Source organism: Rickettsiales bacterium (genome assembly GCA_033762595.1).
Taxonomy (GTDB): Bacteria; Pseudomonadota; Alphaproteobacteria; order Rickettsiales; family UBA8987; genus JANPLD01.
This window is the reverse complement of the sequence record JANRLM010000028.1, coordinates 21,569-42,636: the sequence shown is the minus strand read 5'-3', so window position 1 is coordinate 42,636 and position 21,068 is coordinate 21,569. Positions and strand designations below refer to the sequence as shown.

Genomic DNA, 21,068 nt, shown 5'->3' with positions numbered 1-21,068 from the left:
AATACTAGAAAATCTTAAAAAATTTCAAATCATTAAAGGTTGCAAGAAGCATTAAACCAATAAGCACGCCATAGCCAAATCTGAAGAAATATTCTTGCAATTTTTCTGGCAGTGGCTTACCCCTTAAACCTTCAATTATGTAAAAGAATAAATGACCACCATCAAGCATAGGAATTGGAAAAAGATTTACAAGACCTAAATTTACAGAAAGCACTGCCATAAACCAAAATACAACTTTGAAGCCTTGTTCAACTGATTTACCAGAATAATCTGCGATTCTTAAAATACCACTAATTTGCTCGGCACTTCTTTTACCAGTGATAATTTGACCAACTGCTTGCAAGGTTCTAACTGATAAATCATAGGTTTCATAAGCAGCACTTGAAATTGATGTAAGAAAGTTCAATTTTTTATATTCCATTTTGCTTGAGGAAATTCCAAGCAAGCCAACCTCAACTTCATTCCCAAAAATATCCTTTGAAACTTTTTTCTCTGGAGTGATTTTTGAATTTTTAACCTCGCCATTTCTTTCGTATGAAATATCTAGCTCAATAGCGGGGTGCATTGAAACCATGCTTCTAATATCTTCAAAAGTTTTGATTTTTGAACCACCAAGATAAATAATTTTATCGCCTTCTTGAAGCCCAAATTTCTCGGCAACACTCTCTTTTTGAATACCGGAAATCACATTTGAAGTGTTAGGTTTGCCATAAGCAAAAAAGAAAAAAGATAAAATAATAATTGCGAAAATATAATTTGCCAAAGGCCCTGCAAGAACAATTAAAAATCTTTTCCATAAGTCTTGCGTATGAAAAGATTTTTTTCTTTCGTCTTCCGCCATTTGAGAAATTTTATCTTTATCTGGTACAGAGGCTGCATTTTCATCACCATACATTTTTACATAACCACCAAGCGGGATAAGGCTTAACTTCCAGCGAGTTCCAGATTTATCATTCCAGCCGAAAATCTCTTTACCAAAGCCGATAGAAAAACTTTCAATCATCACACCGCATTTTTTTGCCACCCAATAATGGCCAAATTCGTGAATAAAAACTATTATTGAAATTATTGCGATGAAGGAAAGAACGCTCTGCAAAATATTGAAAAATAAATCCATTAGGCAACCTTGCTAATTTTGGTTTTTATAAAATCTTGTGCGGAATTTCTAGAAATTTCATCGATGAAATAAATTTCCTCTAAAGAATTCGCACTATAATTTTCTGATATAATCTTTTCCAAAACCATTTCAACTATAATAGGGATATCAGAAAATTTTATTTTGTGATTCAAAAATTCTGCTACCGCAATTTCATTCGCCGCATTTAGTGCAACACAAGCATTCTGACCAAAATTTAAGGCCTCAAAGCTAAGCTTCAAGCATCTAAATTTTTCAAAATCAGGATTATAAAAACTTAAATTTGTAGTTTTTGCCAAGTCTAATTTTTGAGAATTATTTTTAATTCTATCCGGAAACCCAAGAGCGTAAGAGATTGGAATTTTCATATCTGGGTTTGATAGTGCTGAAAGCACAGAGCCATCATTATAATAAACCAGCCCATGAATTATTGATTGCGGGTGAACTAAAACCTCTATTTGATTAGGATTTAGTGGGAATAAACGCATAGCTTCAATCACCTCTAAACCTTTATTCATCATCGTTGAAGAATCCACTGAGATTTTTGCCCCCATATTCCAATTAGGGTGCTTAACCGCCATTTCAGGGGTGATTTTACTAAATTCTTTTATATCTAAATTTAGAAATGACCCACCAGAAGCAGTAAGTATAATTTTCTCAATTGAGTTTAGTTTTTCAAAATCAAAAATTTGGAATATTGCATTATGCTCAGAATCAACTGGGATAATTTTTGCATTAGATTTTTTGGCTTCATTTATGATAATTTCACCGGCACAAACTAAACATTCTTTATTTGCCATTCCAATATTTACACCCGCTTTAACCGCTGAAAGCGTCGGTTCTAAAGCACAAAAGCCAACTGCACCGGAAATATAAATATCAATTTTTTCACTTGAGGCCTCTTTGCAGCCTTCTTTACCTGCAAAAATTTTTATATTTGATCCACTTAATAAATTTTTGAGAGGCAGATAATTTTCTTCATCATAAATCGCAACTTGCTTAACTTTATATTGGGTTGCGAGCTTTGCAAGCTCCTCAAAATTACTGCGAGCTATCAGAGTACTAACTGAATATTTTTCTGGATTACCAGAGATTATCTCAAGTGTATTTTTACCAATAGTGCCAGTTGCACCCAATATTGAAACTTGCTTTTGCATTAGCTTATCACCTTAATAATGTGATAGTAAAAATATATTCCTGTAACATTAAGGACCAGCAGAAGACCATCAATTCTATCTAAAATTCCGCCGTGTCCAGGGATAATATTTCCTGAATCTTTTACATTATGTTTGCGTTTCAACCAAGATTCAAACAAATCTCCAATTTGAGATATTATTGGAATAAAAATATGAATTAATAAAGCACTATAGAAATTTTTATCGCTAACTTTATCTGCACCAAAATCTACAGAATAATTGAGAATAAAGAAAAATAATAAACAGCCAAACACTCCGCCAATTGCACCAGCCCAAGTTTTATTAGGGCTAATTTTGGGGCATAATTTTGGCCCCCCAATTAATTTGCCAAAAATATAACCGAAAATATCATTAATCCAGACCAGTAAAACTATTACAAACATTAAAATAGGGAAATTATCAAAATAAGGAATATTAACCCTGTATCTTGCTAAAAAAAGTAAAACCAAACAGGCAAAGCTGATATAAAGAACTCCAAAAATCCACCATAAAAATTTTTTTTTGCTAGAATTGGTAATTTTAACCCATTCAAAAAGGGCTATCAAAAAAGCAGAAATTATAACTAGATCAAGCAATGCACCGCCGATAATCATTAGATAAATCAAAACTGGTGCAAGTATAATTGTTGAGATAATTCTTTTAGCAAAATTTGGCACAGAAAATATAAACTAGATTGAATTTAATTTTAGCTTTAATATTCTTTAATTAAATAGTCATCTATTTTATGGAATTATTAGTTTCTGTAATTCATAGAATTTTTTGCTCTTAAAACTCAAATTGTCACCCCGCATTTATTGCGGGGTTAATGGTTGAAAGTGTTTTTAGAACTTAATTTTGAGCGTGTTTTGCAGTTAACCCCGCAATAAATGCGGGGTGACATTCTATGAAAATTTATTTTTTGAAAATTTTATGGAATTATTAAAATTTTACCTAATCAATATATTTGAATTTCTTGCCTTTCCAGAAGCTAAGGAAATATGCGGTAGCAACCCAGATTTTTCAAGTAAATGCAATAATATTATAAATTTTTGCTTCTATTTAACGCCAATAATCTTGCTGATTAATATTTTTCTTTTTAGCAATTTGAAAAGAGGGTTTAAGTTTTTTATTTTCTCAATTTCTCTAATAATTTCGCTGTTTATATTTTCAGATAGAGCCTTAGAAAGAATTGCTGATGTTTCAAACTATGGGTTTGAGAATTTTATTATTTTATTTAATTTTTGGTGCTTTGCCTCTTTTATTCTGCTGGTTTTAGCGAATATTTTTTCTGAAAATTTATCTCGGTTTTTTCATTTTTCATTAATCTTATCAGGCGTATTTTCATTTCTATTTATATTCTTCGGCAGGGGTAGCATTGAGCATATAGCAAGTTTATCTGGCACTATTTTTAATGGCTTTTCACTTGCCAGTTTAAGCAAAGGATTTTTATTCAAGCAGGTAATTTTATATTTTATATTTTCAGTAATTTTTGGTTTTATAATTTTAATTTTGGAATGGGTAAAAAGCGGTGAGATTATTCCTAATATTTTCTTCAGAAGTTTCAAAATATTTGGGCTTTTTTTGTGTTCTGCCTTGATTATTTTAATTTCAATTCCTTTTGGAATTTTGGTTAATAATAATGATGTTGAATATGCTAAAAATTATATTGAAGAACTTAAACCAAAAATTGATAAATATTATTATGAAAATGGCGAATATCCAAAGGTTTTAGATGATATAATTGATTTTTCAAAGCCAAATCCATTCCTACTTGAACGCCACGAATATTATTCTTACGGTATTAGGGGAACTTATTACTTTAGTCGCTCGGATAAATATTGTATAATTTTTCAAAATCCATCTATAAAATTTGGCTATTTTTCAGTTACTAGTGGCAGAGATTGGCAATTTACCTATAATCAAGATTCCTTTGATAATATATTTATTAACGCTTGTGATGAGAGTTCTGAAAATTCTGAAGGCTTAGTTTCAGGCTATCTTGGTATGGAAACCCCAGATGATTATTTGAACTCAACGGCGATAGAATTTAATGTGCCTAATGTTAAGCCAATTTCTAAAGAAGATACCGAAACCCTGCACAAGAAAATTATAGATTACGGCAAAGAAGATCCTGAAATTTTCAAATATTACCGCAATTTTGAAGGTGAGAAATAATTATTGAACTGCTTTGCAATCAATATATATTGTTTCAAAAATGAATTCTTATGAAACAAGCTCTCGCAACTCAAGAAAATAAAAATAATATTGCCGTTTCTTATGCAAAAACCGTTTATGGTCAGAAGGAAATTGATGCAGTGGTTAAATGCCTTAATGAAGGCACGCAGATGGGTAAATACGCCAGAGAATTTGAGAAAAAAATCGCAAATCTTTTTGATAAAAAATATGGGCTTTTTGTAAATTCTGGTTCATCTGCTTTATATATTGGCGTTGAGGCAATGGCTAAAGTTTTTGGCTTCAAGAAGGGTGCGGAAGTAATAACCCCTGCCCTAACTTTTTCTACAACTATTGGATCAATTTATAAAGCAGGTTTAATCCCTGCTTATGTTGATGTAGGTGAGAGTGATTATTGCATTGATGTCAATAAAATTGAAGAAATGATAAACCCAAACACGGTTGCAATTTCTGCACCAAATTTAATGGGAAATGTATGTAATTGGGAAGAAATTTCACAAATTGCGAGAAAGCATAATCTTAAAATCATTGAGGATTCCGCAGATACGCTTGGCGGAACTTTGAATGGCAAGCCTTCAGGTGCTTGGAGTGATATGTCAATCACCAGCTTTTACGGCTCTCATATTATCAATTGTGCTGGTAATGGTGGAATGCTCTGCATTAATGACGATGAATTTTTGAAAGAAGCTAAATTGCTTCGTTCTTGGGGTAGAAGTTCCTCTATATTTGATGAAAAATCAGAATCAATTGAAAACCGCTTTAATGTCTACATTGATGAAATTCAATATGATGCAAAATTTTTATTTGAGAGAATTGGCTACAATCTTGAAGGCTCAGAAATTGGTGCTGCTTTTGGATTAGTTCAATTAGAAGATTTAGAAAAAAATATCATTACTAGAGAAAATAATTTCAATAAACAAAAACAATTCTTTGATAAATATTCTGAGTTTTTTACAACGCCAAATTATACAAAAGGGGTTAGAAGTGGTTGGCTTGCCTTCCCAATTATAGTTAAGGAATCCGCACCTTTTAGCAGAAGTGAATTACAGATTTTCCTAGAGAAAAGAAATATTCAAACTAGGGTTGTGTTCACTGGAAATATTACTCGTCAACCAGGTTATAAAAATCTTGAAATGAAAAAATCTAATTCAGGCTATAAAAATGCTGATAATGTTATGAGAGGGGGAGTTTTACTTGCTTGCCATCACGGCTTAAATGATGAGATGTTTGCCCATATGCACAGCTCAGTTGAAGAATTTTTGAAGCAGTATAATTAGATATGTCCTTGATAGAATCAAAAATAAAAGGCTTAGAAATCAACAAAATTAAGCGTGTTCATCACCCAAAGGGAGATATTCTTCACGCATTAAGAAAAAGTGAAGATAGCTTCAAAAATTTTGGTGAGGCTTATTTTTCAATGACCAAATTTAATGAAATAAAAGGCTGGAAAACTCATCTTGAAGCAAGGGTAAATTTAATTGTTCCATTCGGCAAAATGCGTTTTGCAATTTATGATGGTGATGAAAATGGAAAAGGAAATTTTGAGGAATATCTCTTGAGCCCAGATTCTGAAGATAGCTACCTTAGAATCACTATGCCACCAAAAATTTGGTTTGCACATCGTGGCGAAGCGAAAGCAGATAACCTGCTATTAGTTATTTCAAATATTGAGCATTACGACGCGGAAATTGGCAGAATGTCATTTGATAAAGTTCCTTATAATTGGCCTAAATTATGAGTAAGAAGTTTTTAGTTACAGGTGTAACAGGTTATGTTGGAAGTAAATTAGCAAAAAAGCTAATTTCAGAAAATTATGAAGTTATAGCAATCAAAAGGCCTTCTTCTAGTCTAAAAAACATATTAGAAATTCAAGATAAAATAACACTTTACGATTATGATGGCACAATAAATTCAATAGAAAAAATTTTTACTGAAAATAAAAATATTTCAGCCGTTTTTCATATTGCAAGCTGGTATTTGAGAGATCATAAACCTGAAAATATTAATGATTTGATAAGTAGCAATATTATCTTTTCAAATAATTTAATTGAAGCTGCAACCAATAATAATTGCCTAAAATTTGTTAATACAACTTCTTTTACCGAGTTTGGTCTAGATGGAAATTATAACCCCGATAGCTTGTATAGCTCTACAAAAAAAGCATTTAGAGAAATATTGGAATATTACACAAAATGTAGGAATATAAGTGCTATAACTTTGGTTTTATATGATAATTATGGCGTAGATGATAATCGTAAAAAGCTTTTTTGGCTGCTAGATGATGCATATAAAAATAATAGAAAAATTGATTTTACTGAAGGTCTTCAAAAACTAAGCCCAGTTTATATTGACGATGCTATAAATGGCTATTTGAAAGCCTTTGAGTTGCTTGATGATAAAGATTTTCAAAATAAAAATTTATTATATTTTTTAGCTTCTGAAGTTTTTTCTCTAAGAGAAATTGTTGAAAAATATATTAAAATTACTGGAAAAGAAGTTTCTATCAATTGGGGTGCAATAGATTATCGTAATAACCAAATAATGACACCTTACATAGGTGAAATTCTGCCAAATTGGAAACCAAAAATTCTTCTAGAAGAAGGCTTAAAGCTATTATAAAATCTCAATCTTCTCTAAAATAGAAATGCAAGGGCTTGAGGGGTTTAAGCCTTCATCACAAATTTTTGCGATATCAGAAATTAGCGGAATTTGGGCGAGTAATTTTACATTATTTTGATCGCAAAATTTCTGCACTGCACTATTACCGAAGATATAATTTTTATTGCCAAGCGAATCTTCAAAATAAGCCATATTTTCTATAATTCCAAGAATAGGAATTTCCAATTTACTAAACATTGAATGGGCTTTTTTCACATCTAAAATCGCAACTTCCTGCGGGGTTGAAACTAAAATCACACCATCTATTTTATAATTTTGTGCGATGGAAAGCTGAATATCACCTGTGCCGGGTGGTAAATCCATAATTAAAACATCAACCGCCTTGCCATCAGAAGCCCAATTTGCACCAAGCATTAATTGATGCAACGCTTTTGTTATCATTGGCCCACGCCAGATTGCAGGGGCATTTTCACCAAGCAGAAAGCCCATACTCATACATTTTATATTATTGGATAATATTGGAATCATCATATTATCAACAATTTGTGGCTCAGTTTTTATATTCATAATTTTGGCGATGCTAGGGCCGTGAATATCCGCATCAACTAGCGCAACACTCAAGCCTTTATTCGCAAGTGATAAAGCGAGATTACTTGCAATCGTAGATTTTCCAACACCGCCTTTACCCGAAGCTACAGCTATAATTTTCTTGATATTCGCAACATTTTTTGCCTTTGGCGGTTTTGGAATATTATATTGAATATCATCTTTCTTAGCTGGCTTTTCTTTCGGTGAAGTAAAAACAATATTCACTTGAGATTTAGGAAATTCCTTAGAAATAATATTATGCAAATAATTTTTTATTTTGAGAATATTATCGCTTTGCTCTTTTGAAGCAATCTCTTGAGGGGCAGAAATTATCATAGAAATTTTATCACCAACAATAATTATTGATTCGATATTTTCCTCAGAGATTGAAAGCCCTTCCGCACGAAGCGAATCAAAAATTGGATTAACAAAATTTATAATTTCTTCTCTAGTAATTTGTGGTTTTTTCTTGAAAAACATAGTGTGATTATACAACTTGAAACTGAGATAATATAGAATATATTGCGATTATAAAATTAAATTTTAATTAGGTTAAAAATGGCGTGGGGAGAAAATAATAAAGGCCCTTGGGGCAATATTCCAAACAACAGCAAAAAGCCCGTGAACCCTGCTTCACTATCAGGTGGAAATAACAATGAAAAGCCTCAAAATTCTAATGGCTCTTCTGGTAGTGGGGGTGGTAATGACTTTAATAAAATTTTTAACATCAAGCCAAATAATTCTGGCGAGATAATTATCAATCTTAGAACTTTAATTATTTTAATTATTCTTGCTTTAGTTGGCTGGGCAAGCACAGGAATTTACAAAGTTGATGCCACTGAAGTTGGTGTTGTGCTTAGATTTGGTAAGTTTGATAGATATGCCTCAGAAGGCTTAAGATATCACCTGCCAAACCCGATTGAGAAAGTTATAATTGTTAAAAGAACTATCATTAACACTATTGAAGTTGGCTTTAGAAAAACCAATCAAGGCAATACAAGGTTTTTTGGCTATAATGATGAAAATTCAGATAATGCCAATATTTCAAGCGAAAGCCTTATGATTACAGGCGATACTAACATTGCTGATGTAAGTTTTGCTGTGCAATGGCGAATTAAAGAGCCTAAAGATTTCCTTTTTGAAATTGATAATCCAGAGCAAACTATAAAATTAGTTGCAGAAAGTGCAATGCGTGAAGTTATTGGAAAATCTCTATTCGCAGAGGCAATGACAACTAAAAGAGCCCAAATAGAAAGTGAAGTTTCTAAAATAATTCAAGAAATTTTGGATAGTTATAATTCAGGAGTTGAAATTTATGCGGTGAATTTGAATGATGTGCAGAACCCTGCACCAGTAATGCCGGCCTTCCTTGATGTTGAAACTGCAAAACAAGATAGGGAAACCGCTATAAATAAAGCGAAATCTTATGAAAATGATATTGTGCCGAAAGCTCGTGGTGAGGCTAGAAAAATAATTCAAGATGCGGAAGCATATAAAGAGCAAGTTATCTCAATCGCAAAAGGTGAGGCCGCAAGGTTTGTTTCAGTTTATAATGAATATGCAAAGGCAAAAGATGTTACAAAAAGAAGAATGTATCTTGAAACTATGCAACAAATTTTAACCGGCACTGATAAGATGATTGTTGATAATTCTGCAGGTGTTCTGCCTTATCTGCCAGTTAATGAAATTAGAAAAAAGAAGTAATTTATGAAATTCACTAATCAAGCAAAAATTTTTGCTTTTATTTTATCTGCAATAATTTTTTTAATTTATGGCAGCGTTTATGTTGTTGAACAAAGCCAACAAGCCATTGTTTTGCAATTTGGAAAACCTATTGGTGAGATAAAATCTAAGCCGGGGCTTTATTTCAAAGCACCTTTCTTTCTGCAAGATGTTGTGAAATATGACAAAAGAATTTTGGAAGTTAATCTTGAGCCTAAAACCCTGCCAGATGTTAAGCAGAAGCAGGTTTCAGTTGATGCTTTTATCAAATATAAAATCACTGATGCACTAAAATTTTATCAGACAGTGCAGAATTATAATGGGCTTTATCAAAAAGTTGATTCCATAATGATGGCAAGCCTTAAAAATACTTTAGGTAGAATTCAATTCCAAGATTTACTCTCTGAAAAAAGAAAATCCGTAATGAATGAAATAAAAATAAATGTTTCTAGTAAAGCTGAAGAATTTGGAGTGAAAATAGTTGATTTAAGAATTAGAAGGGCTGATTTACCTCGTGAAAATTTGAATTCTATTTTCAACCGAATGATTGCAGAGCGTGAAAAAGAAGCAAAAGAATTTCGTGCAGAGGGTGAAGAACAAGCCAAAGAAATAATGTCTAGAGCTGAAAAAGAAAGAACAATTAGCCTTGCTGAAGCTAAAAGAAAATCTGAAATTTTGCGTGGTGAGGGTGATGGTGAGGCTAGTAAAATCTTCGCTGAAAGCTATGGCAAAGATGTTGATTTCTTCGCTTTTTACAGGGCTATGCAGGCTTATAAGGAATCCCTTAAAAGTGGCGATACTTCAGTTGTTCTTTCCCCTGATAGTGAATTTTTGCAATATTTTAGAAGCTTAGACCAAAATGGTTTTTGATTATGTCTTCTGATTTAATTGTAAAAAATAAAAAAGCCTATTTTGATTATGAAATCTTAGAAGAATTTGAAGCGGGAATTATTCTTCAAGGCTCAGAAGTTAAAAGCCTGCGTTTGGGGCAATGCAACATCACTGATGCTTACGCTGATATAATCACACCCGCAAATAATGAGGAAGAAGTCTGGCTAAAAAATCTTCACATTTCCGAATATAAAAATGCTGGAAAATATAATCATAAACCCACTCGTGAAAGAAAATTACTTCTTCACAAGCGAGAAATTAAAAAATTAATTGGTAAAATAAAACAAAAAGGCTTTTCATTAATTCCACTAGAGATATATTTTAATCCTAAAGGCTTAGTTAAAATAAAGGTTGGGCTTGGCAGGGGTAAATCCAAATATGATAAAAGAGAAACTATAAAAGAAAAGGATTGGCAGAGAGAAAAGCAAAGAAACTTTAAGAATAAGCAATTATAAATGACAAATCCTTATCAAATACTTGAAGTTGAAGAAACCTCTCCCATAAGCCTTATTAAAGCAAATTATAGAAACCTATCTGCAAAATATCACCCAGATAAAGTTGGCGATAACAATGAAAATTCAAATAAGAAATTTTTGGAAATCACTGAGGCTTTCAGGCAAATAAAATTGGAAATAAAATCTCTTTACACCTTTTTAGGTATTGACGCTGAAAATGGCGGTGATGATATTCGTGCAGCTTATTTTCGTAAAAAAGAGGAAATTTCAGTTGGCCTCAAAAAAGGCTTATCAAATGCTATTTCTGATGAACAAAAACTAAAAAAAGCCTATAATTTGATTGTTAGTGAGCTTATTGATGACAATAATAACTCACAAAATTGGTAGCCTATTGAAAATCTTTATTTTTTCACTATTTGTAATACATTATTTTTCTAATTAATAATATGGCTGATTATTATAAAATACTAGGCGTAGAAAAAAACGCATCTGCTGAGGAGCTTAAAAAAGCTTACCGCACGCTTGCGATGAAATATCACCCAGATAAAAACCCCAATGATAAAGAGGCTGAAAAGAAATTTAAGGAAATCAACGCTGCTTATGATGTTCTAAAAGATGATAAAAAACGCCAAACTTACGATCAATTCGGTGAGGCCGGCTTGAATGGTGGCTTTGGTGGCGGTAGAAATGGTGGCAATCCCTTTGATTTTAGTGGTGGATTTTCTGATATTTTTGAAGATTTATTTGGCAGTTTTGGCGGTGGTGGAGGTGGTGGCAGACAAAGAAAGGCCAGCAATAATAATCGCGGTTCTGACTTAAGATATAACCTAGAAATTTCACTTGAAGAAGCCTTCAAAGGTGAAAATAAACAAATTAAAATTTCAACTAAAGCAACTTGTGATTCCTGCAACGGCACAGGCAGCGAAGGCAAAAAAGAAAAGGAGACTTGCGGAACTTGCAATGGAACAGGTAGAATTCGCACCTCTCAAGGCTTCTTTATGGTGGAACGAACTTGTGGCACTTGTGGCGGCACTGGTTATATAATTAAAAATCCTTGCAAAAAATGTGGTGGTGAAGGAAGAATCACTAAAGAAAAAACCCTCTCTGTCAAAATCCCAGCAGGCGTTGAAGAAGGTATGAGAATAAGGCTCACAGGTGAAGGAGAAGCTGGCGTTCAGGGCGGTCAAGCTGGAGATTTATATATTTTCATTTCAATTAAAGATCATAATTTATTTTCTCGAGAAAATACTGATTTGCACATCGCCGTACCAATAAAAATCACGACTGCAATTTTAGGCGGTGAGATTATAGTGCCGTGTATAGATGGCTCAAAAGCGAAGCTGAAAATTCCGGCTGGCACACAGCAAGGTCAACAATTTAGGCTAAAAGCCAAGGGAATGCCGAAGGTAAATTCTGGCTTTGTGGGTGATTTATATGTTCATGCAAATATTCAAATCCCAACTAGCATCAACAAAAAACAAAAGGAGTTGTTAGAACAGCTAGATGCAACTTTATCTGAGGAAGACAAAGGCTTTTTTAGCAATGTGAAGGATTTCTTTACTGGCACAGATGGTTAAATTTTTAGAAAAAACTTAAAAATTTAGATAAATGAAAAATAAAACTCAAATCTTGATTTTGCTTTTTGTAGTTTTGATGCTAACTTCCTCCTGCGGAATGAAAAGGGCTTTAACCCTACCACCGCGTGAACAAGATTTAGCAAAATCAGAAAAATGAAAACATGTTAGATTATAAAAATTCAATTCTACACATTGAAAATCTTGCAATAAATGAAATTGCAAAAAAAGTTGGAACACCCTTCTATTGCTATAGCAAAAAGCAATTTGAAAACAATTATAAAGAGTTCAAACAAAACTTTTCTGATTACCCAACCACAATTTGCTTTGCAGTAAAATCTTGCCCAAATATCCATATTTTGAAATTACTTGCTAGTCTTGGGAGTGGTGCGGATACGGTTTCACAGGGTGAGATTATCCGAGCTCTGAAGGCAGGCATCAAGCCTGAAAAAATTGTTTTTTCTGGTGTTGGAAAAACTAAAGAAGAAATTAAATTTGCACTACAAAAAAACATTGGTCAGTTAAATGCTGAAAGCCTAGAGGAGCTTGAAATCATTGATAAAATTGCTGGTCTACTCAAGAAAAAAGCAAAAGTTTCACTTAGGGTAAACCCTGATGTTGATGGCAAAACTCACGAAAAAATTACCACCGGCAGAAAGCACGATAAATTCGGCATTCCACTTGAAGATGCTAAGAAATATTATGATTCAGCAGCTAAGTTAGATAACATAAAAATTGAAGGCATCGCCTGCCATATCGGTAGCCAAATTACTGATATTGAGCCATTCAAACAGGCTTTCCAAAAAGTTGCAGAATTTGCGAATACTCTCAAAAAAAGAGGGTTTGAGTTAAAAAGATTGGATCTCGGCGGTGGTGTTGGAATAAAATATAAAAATGAAGAAACAATTTCTATTAAAGATTACGCAAAAGCAATAATTTCTGCGGTTAAATCAACGGGGCTTAAACTATTTTTAGAACCAGGAAGAAGAATCTCTGGTGATGCTGGAATTTTAGTTACTGAAGTTCAATTCATTAAAAATACTGGGGAAAGGCAATTCGCAATTTTAGATGCTGGAATGAATGACCTAGCAAGACCAGCAATTTACGGCGCTTATCACGAGATTATTCAGGTTAGGGATAAAGATGGTGAAAAGAAAAATTATGATATTGTTGGGCCAGTTTGTGAATCTTCTGATATTTTCGGTAGGGATAGAAAATTATTTGATCTCAAAGCTGGTGAGCTTTTAGTTATTCTAAATGCTGGTGCATATGGTGCTTCAATGGCAAGCAATTACAACACTAGACCGTTAATTCCTGAGATTTTGGTTGATGATAAAAAATTCAAAATAATTCGTCGTCGCCAAAAAATCTCAGAAATTTTTGAGTATGAGTGATTTTTTGAAAGCTAAAGAACCTCTCTAATTGCCTTTACAAAATTGATGATTTTTTCCTCTGCAAGTTTTGGATTTTCAAGATTTTCTTCAATCATTTTTATAAGTGCTGAGCCAATTACAATGCCATCAGCGTTCTTGGCAACTTCTTTAGCTTGAGAGGCAGTTTTAATTCCAAAACCTGCACAAACTGGCAGATTTGTATATTTCTTAATCTTTGAAATTCCGCTTGCAACCGAATCTGCAATGGCTTCTTTCTGCCCTGTAACGCCTGAAACGCTGATGTGATATACAAATCCACTCGCAGTTTTCAAAATTTTTTCCGCACGGTTTTCATCAGTTGTTGGTGTTGTAAGCCTGATTAGAGGTAAATCCAAAGCTTTACTAAATTTAGTGAATTCATTTTCTTCTTCAAAAGGCAAATCAACGATTATAAACCCATCAACGCCTGAATATTTAGAGTTTTCAAGAAATTTCTGCACGCCATATTTCAGCACTGGATTATAATATCCCATTAGAATAATTGGCGTGTGATTATTGGTTTTTCTAAAATTTGAAACGATTTCAAAAACTTTATTTATATCGCAATTATTTTTTAATGCTCTTTTGGTAGCATCTTGGATAATTTGCCCCTCTGCCATTGGGTCAGAAAATGGCATTCCAAGTTCTATTATATCACAACCAGCATCAACAATCTTAGGAAGAATTTCAGCGGTAAAATTCTCAGATGGGTCAGATGCCATAAGATAGCAAATAAATGCTTTCTTGCCTTGTTTTTTAAGTTCAGAAAATTTATTATCTATTCTCACTTTTAGAAAATTTCTTGATTTTGAGGGAAATATACACAATAAGTTCTCTTTGTCTAGAAGGGGAATTGGGAGTTAGGAGTTAGGAGTTAGTTTTAACTAATTCCCAATTCCCAACTACCAACACCTATTAAAATGCATAAATATAGAACTCACAATTGCAATCAACTTCGTAAAAATGATTCGGGTAACATCGTTCGTTTATCTGGCTGGGTGCATAGAAAAAGGGATCACGGAGGCGTTCTATTCATTGATTTAAGGGATCATTACGGCGTTACGCAATTGGTTTTCCCTCAAGGTGGAAAAATCAACCCTGAAAATGCGGATAAAATCCGCTTTGAATCAGTAATTACCATCACTGGCAAAGTGATTGAGCGTGCTAAAGAAGCAGTGAACCCAAAAATGCCAACCGGTGAAATTGAAGTTGTAGTTGAAGATTTAATTGGCGAAAGCTTGGTTGAAGATGAGCAGCTTCCAGTGCAGGTAAATACTGATAAGGAATTTCCTGAAAATACTCGCCTAAAATATCGCTTCCTAGATTTGCGTCGTGAGAAATTGCATAATAATATTGTGCTTCGCTCAAAAGTTATTTCTGAGATTAGAAGTTTTATGACAGGGCAGGGTTTTATGGAATTCCAAACGCCAATCCTAACGGCATCATCGCCTGAAGGTGCTAGGGATTTCTTAGTTCCAAGCCGTTTGAATCCTGGTAAATTTTACGCCCTTCCGCAAGCTCCACAGCAATTCAAACAACTTTTAATGATAAGCGGTTTTGATAGATATTTCCAAATCGCACCTTGTTTTCGTGATGAAGATGCTCGTGCAGATCGCTCTCCGGGGGAGTTTTATCAGCTAGATATGGAAATGAGTTTCGTTACACAGGAAGATGTTTTTGCAGCCGTTGAGCCATTAATGGTGCAGTTATTCACTAAATTCGGTGGCAATAAAAAGATGACTGCAAGTCCATTCCCGCATATTAAATTTGATGATGCGATGCTGAAATATGGCTCTGATAAGCCAGATTTACGCAATCCGCTTATAATTTCTGATGCGACAGAAGTTTTCCGCAATTCTAATTTCGGTATTTTCGCAAAACAAATTGAAACTGGTGCGATAGTGCGTGCGATACCTGCGCCACAAACTGCAAAACTTGGGCGTGGTTTTTTTGATAGGAAAAATGAGCTCGCAAAAGAACTCGGTTACGCAGGTTTAGGTTATATAATTTTTGATGATGCAACCGGTGAAGGAAAAGGGCCTATAGCTAAAAATCTTACCACAGAACAAATTGAAGCACTCAAAACACAAAATAATATCAACGCGGGCGACGGTCTGTTTTTTGCGTGTGGCGTGAAAGATAAAGCCGCAAAGCAGGCTGGTGAATTCCGCAAAATTATAGGTGAAGAATTAAATCTGCTTGAAAAAGATGTTTTCAAATTCTGCTGGATTACGGATTTCCCTTATTATGAATGGGATGAGGAAGAAAACAAAATCATCTTCTCACATAATCCTTTCTCTATGCCTCAAGGTGGAATTGAAGCCTTGCAGAATGCGAAAACTAAGGAGGATTTACTTGCAATCAAAGCCTTCCAGTATGATATTGTATGTAATGGTATTGAGCTTTCAAGCGGTGCGATTCGAAATCACAAGCCAGAATTAATGTATAAAGCATTTGAAATTGCTGGTTACGGCAAGGAAATTGTTGATGAAAAATTCGGCGGAATGATCCGTGCTTTCAAATATGGTGCACCACCTCACGGCGGTATTGCCCCAGGTGTTGATAGAATGGTTATGTTGCTTGCTGATGAGCCGAATATCAGGGAAATCATCGCCTTCCCACTTAATCAAAATGCAGAAGATTTATTGATGAACGCCCCTTGCTTTGTTGAGGAAAAACAACTTCGTGAATTAAATATCCAACTCTCCCCAAAAGCAAAAGATGCAGTTGAAAAGTCAAAAAACTAAATAGTTCAATTAACTAACTTAGTCATATCCGTTTTTGTAGGAATGAAGCTCTTCAGCCTAATATCTATAAGTATCTGGCTTGAAAGGCCCAGCAATATCAACACCTATGTATTCTGCTTGTGAGGCGGTTAAAGTTGTAAGTTTCACCCCGATTTTATCTAAGTGAAGTTTTGCTACCATTTCATCAAGATGTTTTGGAAGAACATAAACTTTATTCTCATATTTTTTATGATGCTGCCAAAGTTCAATTTGGGCAACCACTTGGTTTGTGAAGCTACAACTCATTACAAAAGCAGGGTGGCCAGTGGCACAGCCAAGATTTACCAATCTTCCTTCTGCAAGTAAAATAATTCTATTGCCACTAGGGAAAGTTATTTCATCAACTTGAGGCTTGATATTACGCCATTTTAAGTTTTTGGTGCTAGCAACATCAATTTCATTATCAAAATGCCCTATATTGCAAACAATGGCTCTATCCTTCATTTTTTCCATATGTTTGTAAGTAATAATATCCTTATTGCCTGTCGCGGTAACGAAAATATCTCCTATAGACGCCGCTTCTTCCATAGTTACCACTCTAAAACCCTCCATTGAGGCTTGTAATGCACAGATTGGATCAATCTCAGTAACTAAAACCGTTGCACCTTGGCTTCTTAATGCAAAAGCTGAGCCTTTACCAACATCACCATAACCAGCAACCACACCGATTTTGCCAGCAATCATCACATCAGTTGCACGCTTAATGCCATCAAGCAAGCTTTCACGACAACCATAAAGATTATCAAATTTAGATTTTGTAACTGAATCATTCACATTGATAGCTGGAAATTGAAGCCTGCCTTCCATCTCAAGCTCTCTTAATCTTTTAACGCCTGTTGTGGTTTCTTCCGAAACCCCACGAATATTTTTCGCAATTTCAGGGAATTTTTTAATCACCATATCAGTTGCATCGCTGCCATCATCAAGAATCATATTAGGCTGCCAGCCATCGGCAATTATGGTTTGCTCAATACACCAGTTGAATTCTTCTTCAGTTTCTCCCTTCCAAGCAAAAACTGGAATACCTGCTTTAGCAATTGCAGCTGCTGCGTAATCATTGGTTGAGAAAATATTGCAAGAACTCCAACGAACATTAGCACCAAGCTCTGTAAGGGTTTCAATTAAAACTGCTGTTTCTACAGTCATGTGAAGACAACCGATAATATTTGCACCACTTAAAGGTTTTTTATTTTTATATTCTTTACGAAGTGCCATTAAGCCGGGCATTTCAGTTTCTGCCAAATCAATCAGCCTTCTGCCTTCATCAGCAAGAGTTATATCTTTAACTTTATAATCATTTTTCTCGGCTATTTTCACAATTTTATTTTGCATTGAATTTAGTTTTTTATTTGTTTTAATTGTTTATAAATACTAAAGCAAAATAGTAAACTTAATAATAATTACCAAAATTTTAAGATGTCAATCAACACAGAAAATATATCAGAAAGGCGTTTGGTAAACCGCCTTAAAAGTTATTGGGATAACCTTAGAGAAAACGCAGAAACCCCTTTATTTCAAAAGTTTAATCAAAATTCTATTATAGATATGTGGGATAATTGTATGCATTTTCAAGCCAATGCAACCTCACAAAGAAAAAAGATTTATCAATGCAAACATATAGGTAAGAACCTAACAATAGCCTTTGGCAAAGAGCTTAAGGATAGATACGTTTCTTCCTATGACAAAAGAATTTTACCAGGCTCTAATTTAGCTGAGGCTATGGATAATGCCTGTGATAATAGGGTTTTTGTGCTTTCATCTGGGCAGTTTGTTAATAAAGGTAATATAGTTATAAAATATCGTGATTGCATTATGCCTTTTTGCAATATTGATGATACAATCACTGATTTGGTTATAGGTATTTCTTGGAAATCCTTTTAGGAAAAATATTTATGAAAATAGAAACTAAATTAGTTCAAAAGGGCAGAAATTCCTTGAAGCATTTTGGAACAATAAATCCACCGATTTTATTTTCCTCAACCTTGCTTTTTCCAACTATGGAAGCCTACGAAAAAGCTGAAAGGGGCGAGGGTTTTTATGAGGATTTATTTGATGCAAAAACCACTGATCCAGCTTATGGCATTGCAGGAAATCAAACAAATTTTGCCCTGCAAGAAGTTATAAAAGAGCTTGAAAATGGTTACGCAACTTTGCTAACTTCATCTGGGCTTTCTTCTATAACCCTCTGTTTAACTAGCTTTTTGAAGAATGGTGACCATTTACTTTTAACTGATTCAGCTTACGGACCAAATAGAAGATTTTGTAATAAAGTTTTAAGCGGTTTCGGGGTTGAAACTAGTTTTTATATCCCAAATAATGTTGAAGATTTGCTTTCAAAAGTAAAGCCAAATACTAAGGTTATTTTCATTGAAGCCCCCGGTTCTTATACCTTTGAAATCATTGATTTTGAGCCGATTATAAAATTCGCTAAAGAAAATAATATCATCACTATTATTGATAATTCTTGGGCAACACCTTTTTATTTTAAGCCACTTGAAATTGGCTTTGATGTCTCAATTCACGCTATAACTAAATACATCAATGGACATTCAGATGTTTTAATGGGTGCAATTACCGCTGGCTCCGAGCAAGTTTTTAGCAAGATTGCGACTAACTACAAAAATTTTGGTGCATCAGTTAGCCCAAGAGATTGCTATGAAGCTCTAAGGGGTATTAGAAGCCTCTCTGCAAGGCTTTTATATCAGCAAAACAGCCTTGAGAAAATTTTGGATTTTCTTTCAAAACAAAAATGCATTTCTGAAATTTTAGCACCTTCTTATCCAAAATTTTCTGAACATAAAAACTGGAAGAAATATTTTAGCGGTGCAACGCCATTATTTTCAATCGTGCTTGATAAAAATTATAGCACTTCTCAAATTGCTAATATGATAGATAATTATGAAATATTCGGCATCGGTGCTTCTTGGGGTGGCTTTGAAAGCCTTGTTAGAAGGGTTATTTTTGATGGTATTAGAACTCAAACCAAAGATAAATATCAAAATTCAGTTATAAGATATTATATCGGCCTTGAAAACCCAGACGATATTATTGCTGACCTTGCGGAAGGTTTTGATAGGCTTAGATAGAAAAAAACTTAGTCATACCTGCCCCGTGTCAAGCACGGGATAAACTCCGGCAGGTATCCAGCCAGAGCAAAAATGGAATATTTTGTCTATATTTTATCTTCAAAACCAAACGGCACGTTATATACAGGTGTTACTAATAATTTATCTAGAAGAATTTGGGAGCATAAAGAAGGTTTGGCAGATAGTTTTACAAAAAAATATGGCGTTAAAAATTTAGTATATTATGAAATTTATGATAATCCTTTAGAGGCAATAGTTAGAGAGAAACAAATTAAAAACTGGAAAAGAATTTACAAAATTAAAGAAATTGTAAAATTTAACCCAGAATGGAAAGATTTATACTATGATTTATAAATTTTTCCTCCGCTGGATACCTGCCGGAGTTTATCCCGTGCTTGACACGGGGCAGGTATGACTAGAACTAAAAAGTTATTATAATTATTAAAAAGTTATAAAAAATGTTAAAAGAGGCGAAATTTAAGGTAAAAAATATTAAGGAAAAATCTCAATCTGGTTATAAAATCTTCAAAACTGAAAAAGATTTCGAACTAGTTGAAGCAGAAACAGCTCTTGAAGCCCTTGAAAAATCAGGCATCTCAACCCCTGTCAAAATTGAAAGAATCGGAATTATCAAAAAATCAGTTTTCACTGATGAAGAATTAATTGATGCAAATAATTGATATAACTATTTATAAACTAAAATGGCATTTTGAAGCCGGGTGGAAGTTGTAAGCCGCCAGTTAAATCAGCCATTCTTTTTGAGGCCTCATCTTCTTTTTTAGAATTTGCATCATTAATTGCAGCAATTATTAAATCTTCAAGAATATCTTTCTCACTAGGGTTTATAAGCTCTGGTGCAATTTCAATAGATTTTGCGTGGCCTTTGCCGTTAATAGTAATTTTCACCATACCGCCACCTGAAGCACCGCTTACTTCCATCTCTTCCACTTGCGATTGAGCTTCCATAAGCTTTTTCTGCATATTCTGTGCTTGCTTCATTAATTGATTTATATTCATAATTTTATTTTTTTGTTATGCTCTTGCTGTGTGACATAGGAGTTAAGCCACTACTGAAATTATTTCTGCACCTTCAAATTCTTTGAGAATATTTTGAATTGCATCGCTATTTATAGCCTGTTTTTTTCTATTCTCAATCTCTAAAATTTTCTGCTGATTTATTGAAATCGCATCGCTTTTTGCCTCTATTTCATCTATGTAAATAACCTGCCAATTTTGATTAGTAACCTGCCTTAATTTCTCTAAAAATTCTTTTTGCGTAATGATAGAAAAATCAACTGGTTTAGTAACTTCAATTTTGAAATCACTTGCTGAAAAGCTAGATATTTTAAGGTTCTCCGCCCAAGAGGCCGTAAGGTTTTCACCTGCATTTTGCAATGCTTTTACAACCTCAGAGAAATTATTAATATTGGTA

24 protein-coding genes are annotated in these 21,068 nt (G+C 33.8%); 16 read left to right on the top strand and 8 right to left on the bottom strand.

The features are described from left to right. Nucleotides 1-4: 4 nt before the first annotated feature. Genes rseP through SFT90_02085 form a run of 3 tightly spaced genes read right to left on the bottom strand, consistent with a single transcriptional unit; the run spans nt 5 to nt 2,987 of the window. Nucleotides 5-1,117: an RIP metalloprotease RseP gene (gene rseP, locus SFT90_02095; GenBank protein MDX1949275.1), complete on the bottom strand. Its 1,113-nt coding sequence runs from the start codon at nt 1,115-1,117 to the stop codon at nt 5-7. Continuing rightward, nucleotides 1,117-2,292 (bottom strand): 1-deoxy-D-xylulose-5-phosphate reductoisomerase, encoded by a 1,176-nt coding sequence (gene dxr / locus SFT90_02090; GenBank protein MDX1949274.1) that lies wholly within the window; start codon nt 2,290-2,292, stop codon nt 1,117-1,119. Before dxr ends, rseP begins: the two co-directional genes overlap by 1 nt. Then, nucleotides 2,292-2,987 carry a phosphatidate cytidylyltransferase gene (locus SFT90_02085; protein MDX1949273.1) on the bottom strand — a complete coding sequence of 232 codons (696 nt, stop codon included), beginning with the start codon at nt 2,985-2,987 and terminating at the stop codon, nt 2,292-2,294. Before SFT90_02085 ends, dxr begins: the two co-directional genes overlap by 1 nt. A gap of 253 nt (nt 2,988-3,240) precedes the next feature. Between SFT90_02085 and SFT90_02080 the strand changes: the two genes are divergently transcribed. From SFT90_02080 to SFT90_02065, 4 genes are read left to right on the top strand one after another with little or no spacing between them, the layout of a single operon-like run. After that, nucleotides 3,241-4,485, top strand: coding sequence for a hypothetical protein (locus SFT90_02080; protein ID MDX1949272.1), 1,245 nt, complete (start codon nt 3,241-3,243; stop codon nt 4,483-4,485). Nucleotides 4,486-4,535: 50 nt separating this feature from the next. Continuing rightward, a complete protein-coding gene (locus SFT90_02075) occupies nt 4,536-5,780 on the top strand; it encodes a DegT/DnrJ/EryC1/StrS family aminotransferase (GenBank protein MDX1949271.1) in 1,245 nt (414 codons plus the stop codon). A 2-nt stretch (nt 5,781-5,782) separates the two neighbouring features. Next, entirely contained in the window at nt 5,783-6,241 is a 459-nt protein-coding gene (locus tag SFT90_02070; GenBank protein MDX1949270.1) for a hypothetical protein, read from the top strand. After that, nucleotides 6,238-7,122, top strand: a complete 885-nt coding sequence (locus tag SFT90_02065; GenBank protein ID MDX1949269.1) for an NAD(P)-dependent oxidoreductase — start codon at nt 6,238-6,240, stop codon at nt 7,120-7,122. The genes SFT90_02070 and SFT90_02065 overlap by 4 nt, the downstream gene beginning before the upstream one ends. Here SFT90_02065 and SFT90_02060 read toward each other — a convergent pair. Continuing rightward, a complete protein-coding gene (locus SFT90_02060) occupies nt 7,117-8,190 on the bottom strand; it encodes a P-loop NTPase (protein ID MDX1949268.1) in 1,074 nt (357 codons plus the stop codon). The two genes, SFT90_02065 and SFT90_02060, sit on opposite strands and share 6 nt — an antisense overlap. A gap of 78 nt (nt 8,191-8,268) precedes the next feature. Here SFT90_02060 and hflK point away from each other — a divergent pair, with 78 nt between their 5' ends. The 7 genes from hflK to lysA are packed head-to-tail and all read left to right on the top strand — an operon-like array spanning nt 8,269 to nt 13,746. Further along, on the top strand, nt 8,269-9,414 hold the full coding sequence (gene hflK, locus SFT90_02055; GenBank protein MDX1949267.1) for an FtsH protease activity modulator HflK: 1,146 nt from the start codon (nt 8,269-8,271) through the stop codon (nt 9,412-9,414). Between the two features lie 3 nt (nt 9,415-9,417). After that, complete coding sequence (hflC, locus tag SFT90_02050; protein ID MDX1949266.1) at nt 9,418-10,302, top strand: protease modulator HflC; 885 nt, start codon at nt 9,418-9,420, stop codon at nt 10,300-10,302. 2 nt (nt 10,303-10,304) lie between these two features. Next, entirely contained in the window at nt 10,305-10,778 is a 474-nt protein-coding gene (smpB, locus tag SFT90_02045; protein ID MDX1949265.1) for an SsrA-binding protein SmpB, read from the top strand. Then, nucleotides 10,779-11,165 (top strand): J domain-containing protein, encoded by a 387-nt coding sequence (locus tag SFT90_02040; protein ID MDX1949264.1) that lies wholly within the window; start codon nt 10,779-10,781, stop codon nt 11,163-11,165. Nucleotides 11,166-11,224: 59 nt separating this feature from the next. Beyond that, nucleotides 11,225-12,355 carry a molecular chaperone DnaJ gene (dnaJ, locus tag SFT90_02035; protein ID MDX1949263.1) on the top strand — a complete coding sequence of 377 codons (1,131 nt, stop codon included), beginning with the start codon at nt 11,225-11,227 and terminating at the stop codon, nt 12,353-12,355. A gap of 31 nt (nt 12,356-12,386) precedes the next feature. Then, nucleotides 12,387-12,512: a hypothetical protein gene (locus SFT90_02030; protein MDX1949262.1), complete on the top strand. Its 126-nt coding sequence runs from the start codon at nt 12,387-12,389 to the stop codon at nt 12,510-12,512. Between the two features lie 4 nt (nt 12,513-12,516). Beyond that, complete coding sequence (gene lysA / locus SFT90_02025; GenBank protein ID MDX1949261.1) at nt 12,517-13,746, top strand: diaminopimelate decarboxylase; 1,230 nt, start codon at nt 12,517-12,519, stop codon at nt 13,744-13,746. Between the two features lie 11 nt (nt 13,747-13,757). On the opposite strand, the gene trpA is transcribed toward lysA, so the two are convergent. Continuing rightward, entirely contained in the window at nt 13,758-14,552 is a 795-nt protein-coding gene (trpA, locus tag SFT90_02020) for a tryptophan synthase subunit alpha (protein MDX1949260.1), read from the bottom strand. Between the two features lie 132 nt (nt 14,553-14,684). On the opposite strand from trpA, the gene aspS reads away from it, so the two are divergent. Further along, nucleotides 14,685-16,511, top strand: a complete 1,827-nt coding sequence (gene aspS / locus SFT90_02015) for an aspartate--tRNA ligase (protein ID MDX1949259.1) — start codon at nt 14,685-14,687, stop codon at nt 16,509-16,511. A 57-nt stretch (nt 16,512-16,568) separates the two neighbouring features. Here aspS and ahcY read toward each other — a convergent pair whose 3' ends face one another. Further along, entirely contained in the window at nt 16,569-17,882 is a 1,314-nt protein-coding gene (gene ahcY / locus SFT90_02010) for an adenosylhomocysteinase (protein MDX1949258.1), read from the bottom strand. An 84-nt stretch (nt 17,883-17,966) separates the two neighbouring features. On the opposite strand from ahcY, the gene SFT90_02005 reads away from it, so the two are divergent. The 4 genes from SFT90_02005 to SFT90_01990 all read left to right on the top strand — a co-directional run bounded on the left by SFT90_02005 (nt 17,967) and on the right by SFT90_01990 (nt 20,316). Then, nucleotides 17,967-18,431, top strand: a complete 465-nt coding sequence (locus tag SFT90_02005) for a hypothetical protein (GenBank protein ID MDX1949257.1) — start codon at nt 17,967-17,969, stop codon at nt 18,429-18,431. Between the two features lie 11 nt (nt 18,432-18,442). Further along, nucleotides 18,443-19,636 (top strand): cystathionine beta-lyase, encoded by a 1,194-nt coding sequence (gene metC / locus SFT90_02000; GenBank protein MDX1949256.1) that lies wholly within the window; start codon nt 18,443-18,445, stop codon nt 19,634-19,636. 72 nt (nt 19,637-19,708) lie between these two features. Beyond that, complete coding sequence (locus SFT90_01995; GenBank protein ID MDX1949255.1) at nt 19,709-19,990, top strand: GIY-YIG nuclease family protein; 282 nt, start codon at nt 19,709-19,711, stop codon at nt 19,988-19,990. Between the two features lie 104 nt (nt 19,991-20,094). Beyond that, a complete protein-coding gene (locus tag SFT90_01990; protein MDX1949254.1) occupies nt 20,095-20,316 on the top strand; it encodes a hypothetical protein in 222 nt (73 codons plus the stop codon). A gap of 16 nt (nt 20,317-20,332) precedes the next feature. Here SFT90_01990 and SFT90_01985 read toward each other — a convergent pair whose 3' ends face one another. Both SFT90_01985 and SFT90_01980 read right to left on the bottom strand, forming a co-directional pair. Beyond that, nucleotides 20,333-20,653 carry a YbaB/EbfC family nucleoid-associated protein gene (locus SFT90_01985; protein MDX1949253.1) on the bottom strand — a complete coding sequence of 107 codons (321 nt, stop codon included), beginning with the start codon at nt 20,651-20,653 and terminating at the stop codon, nt 20,333-20,335. 42 nt (nt 20,654-20,695) lie between these two features. After that, nucleotides 20,696-21,061, bottom strand: coding sequence for a hypothetical protein (locus SFT90_01980; GenBank protein MDX1949252.1), 366 nt, complete (start codon nt 21,059-21,061; stop codon nt 20,696-20,698). Nucleotides 21,062-21,068: the final 7 nt, after the last annotated feature.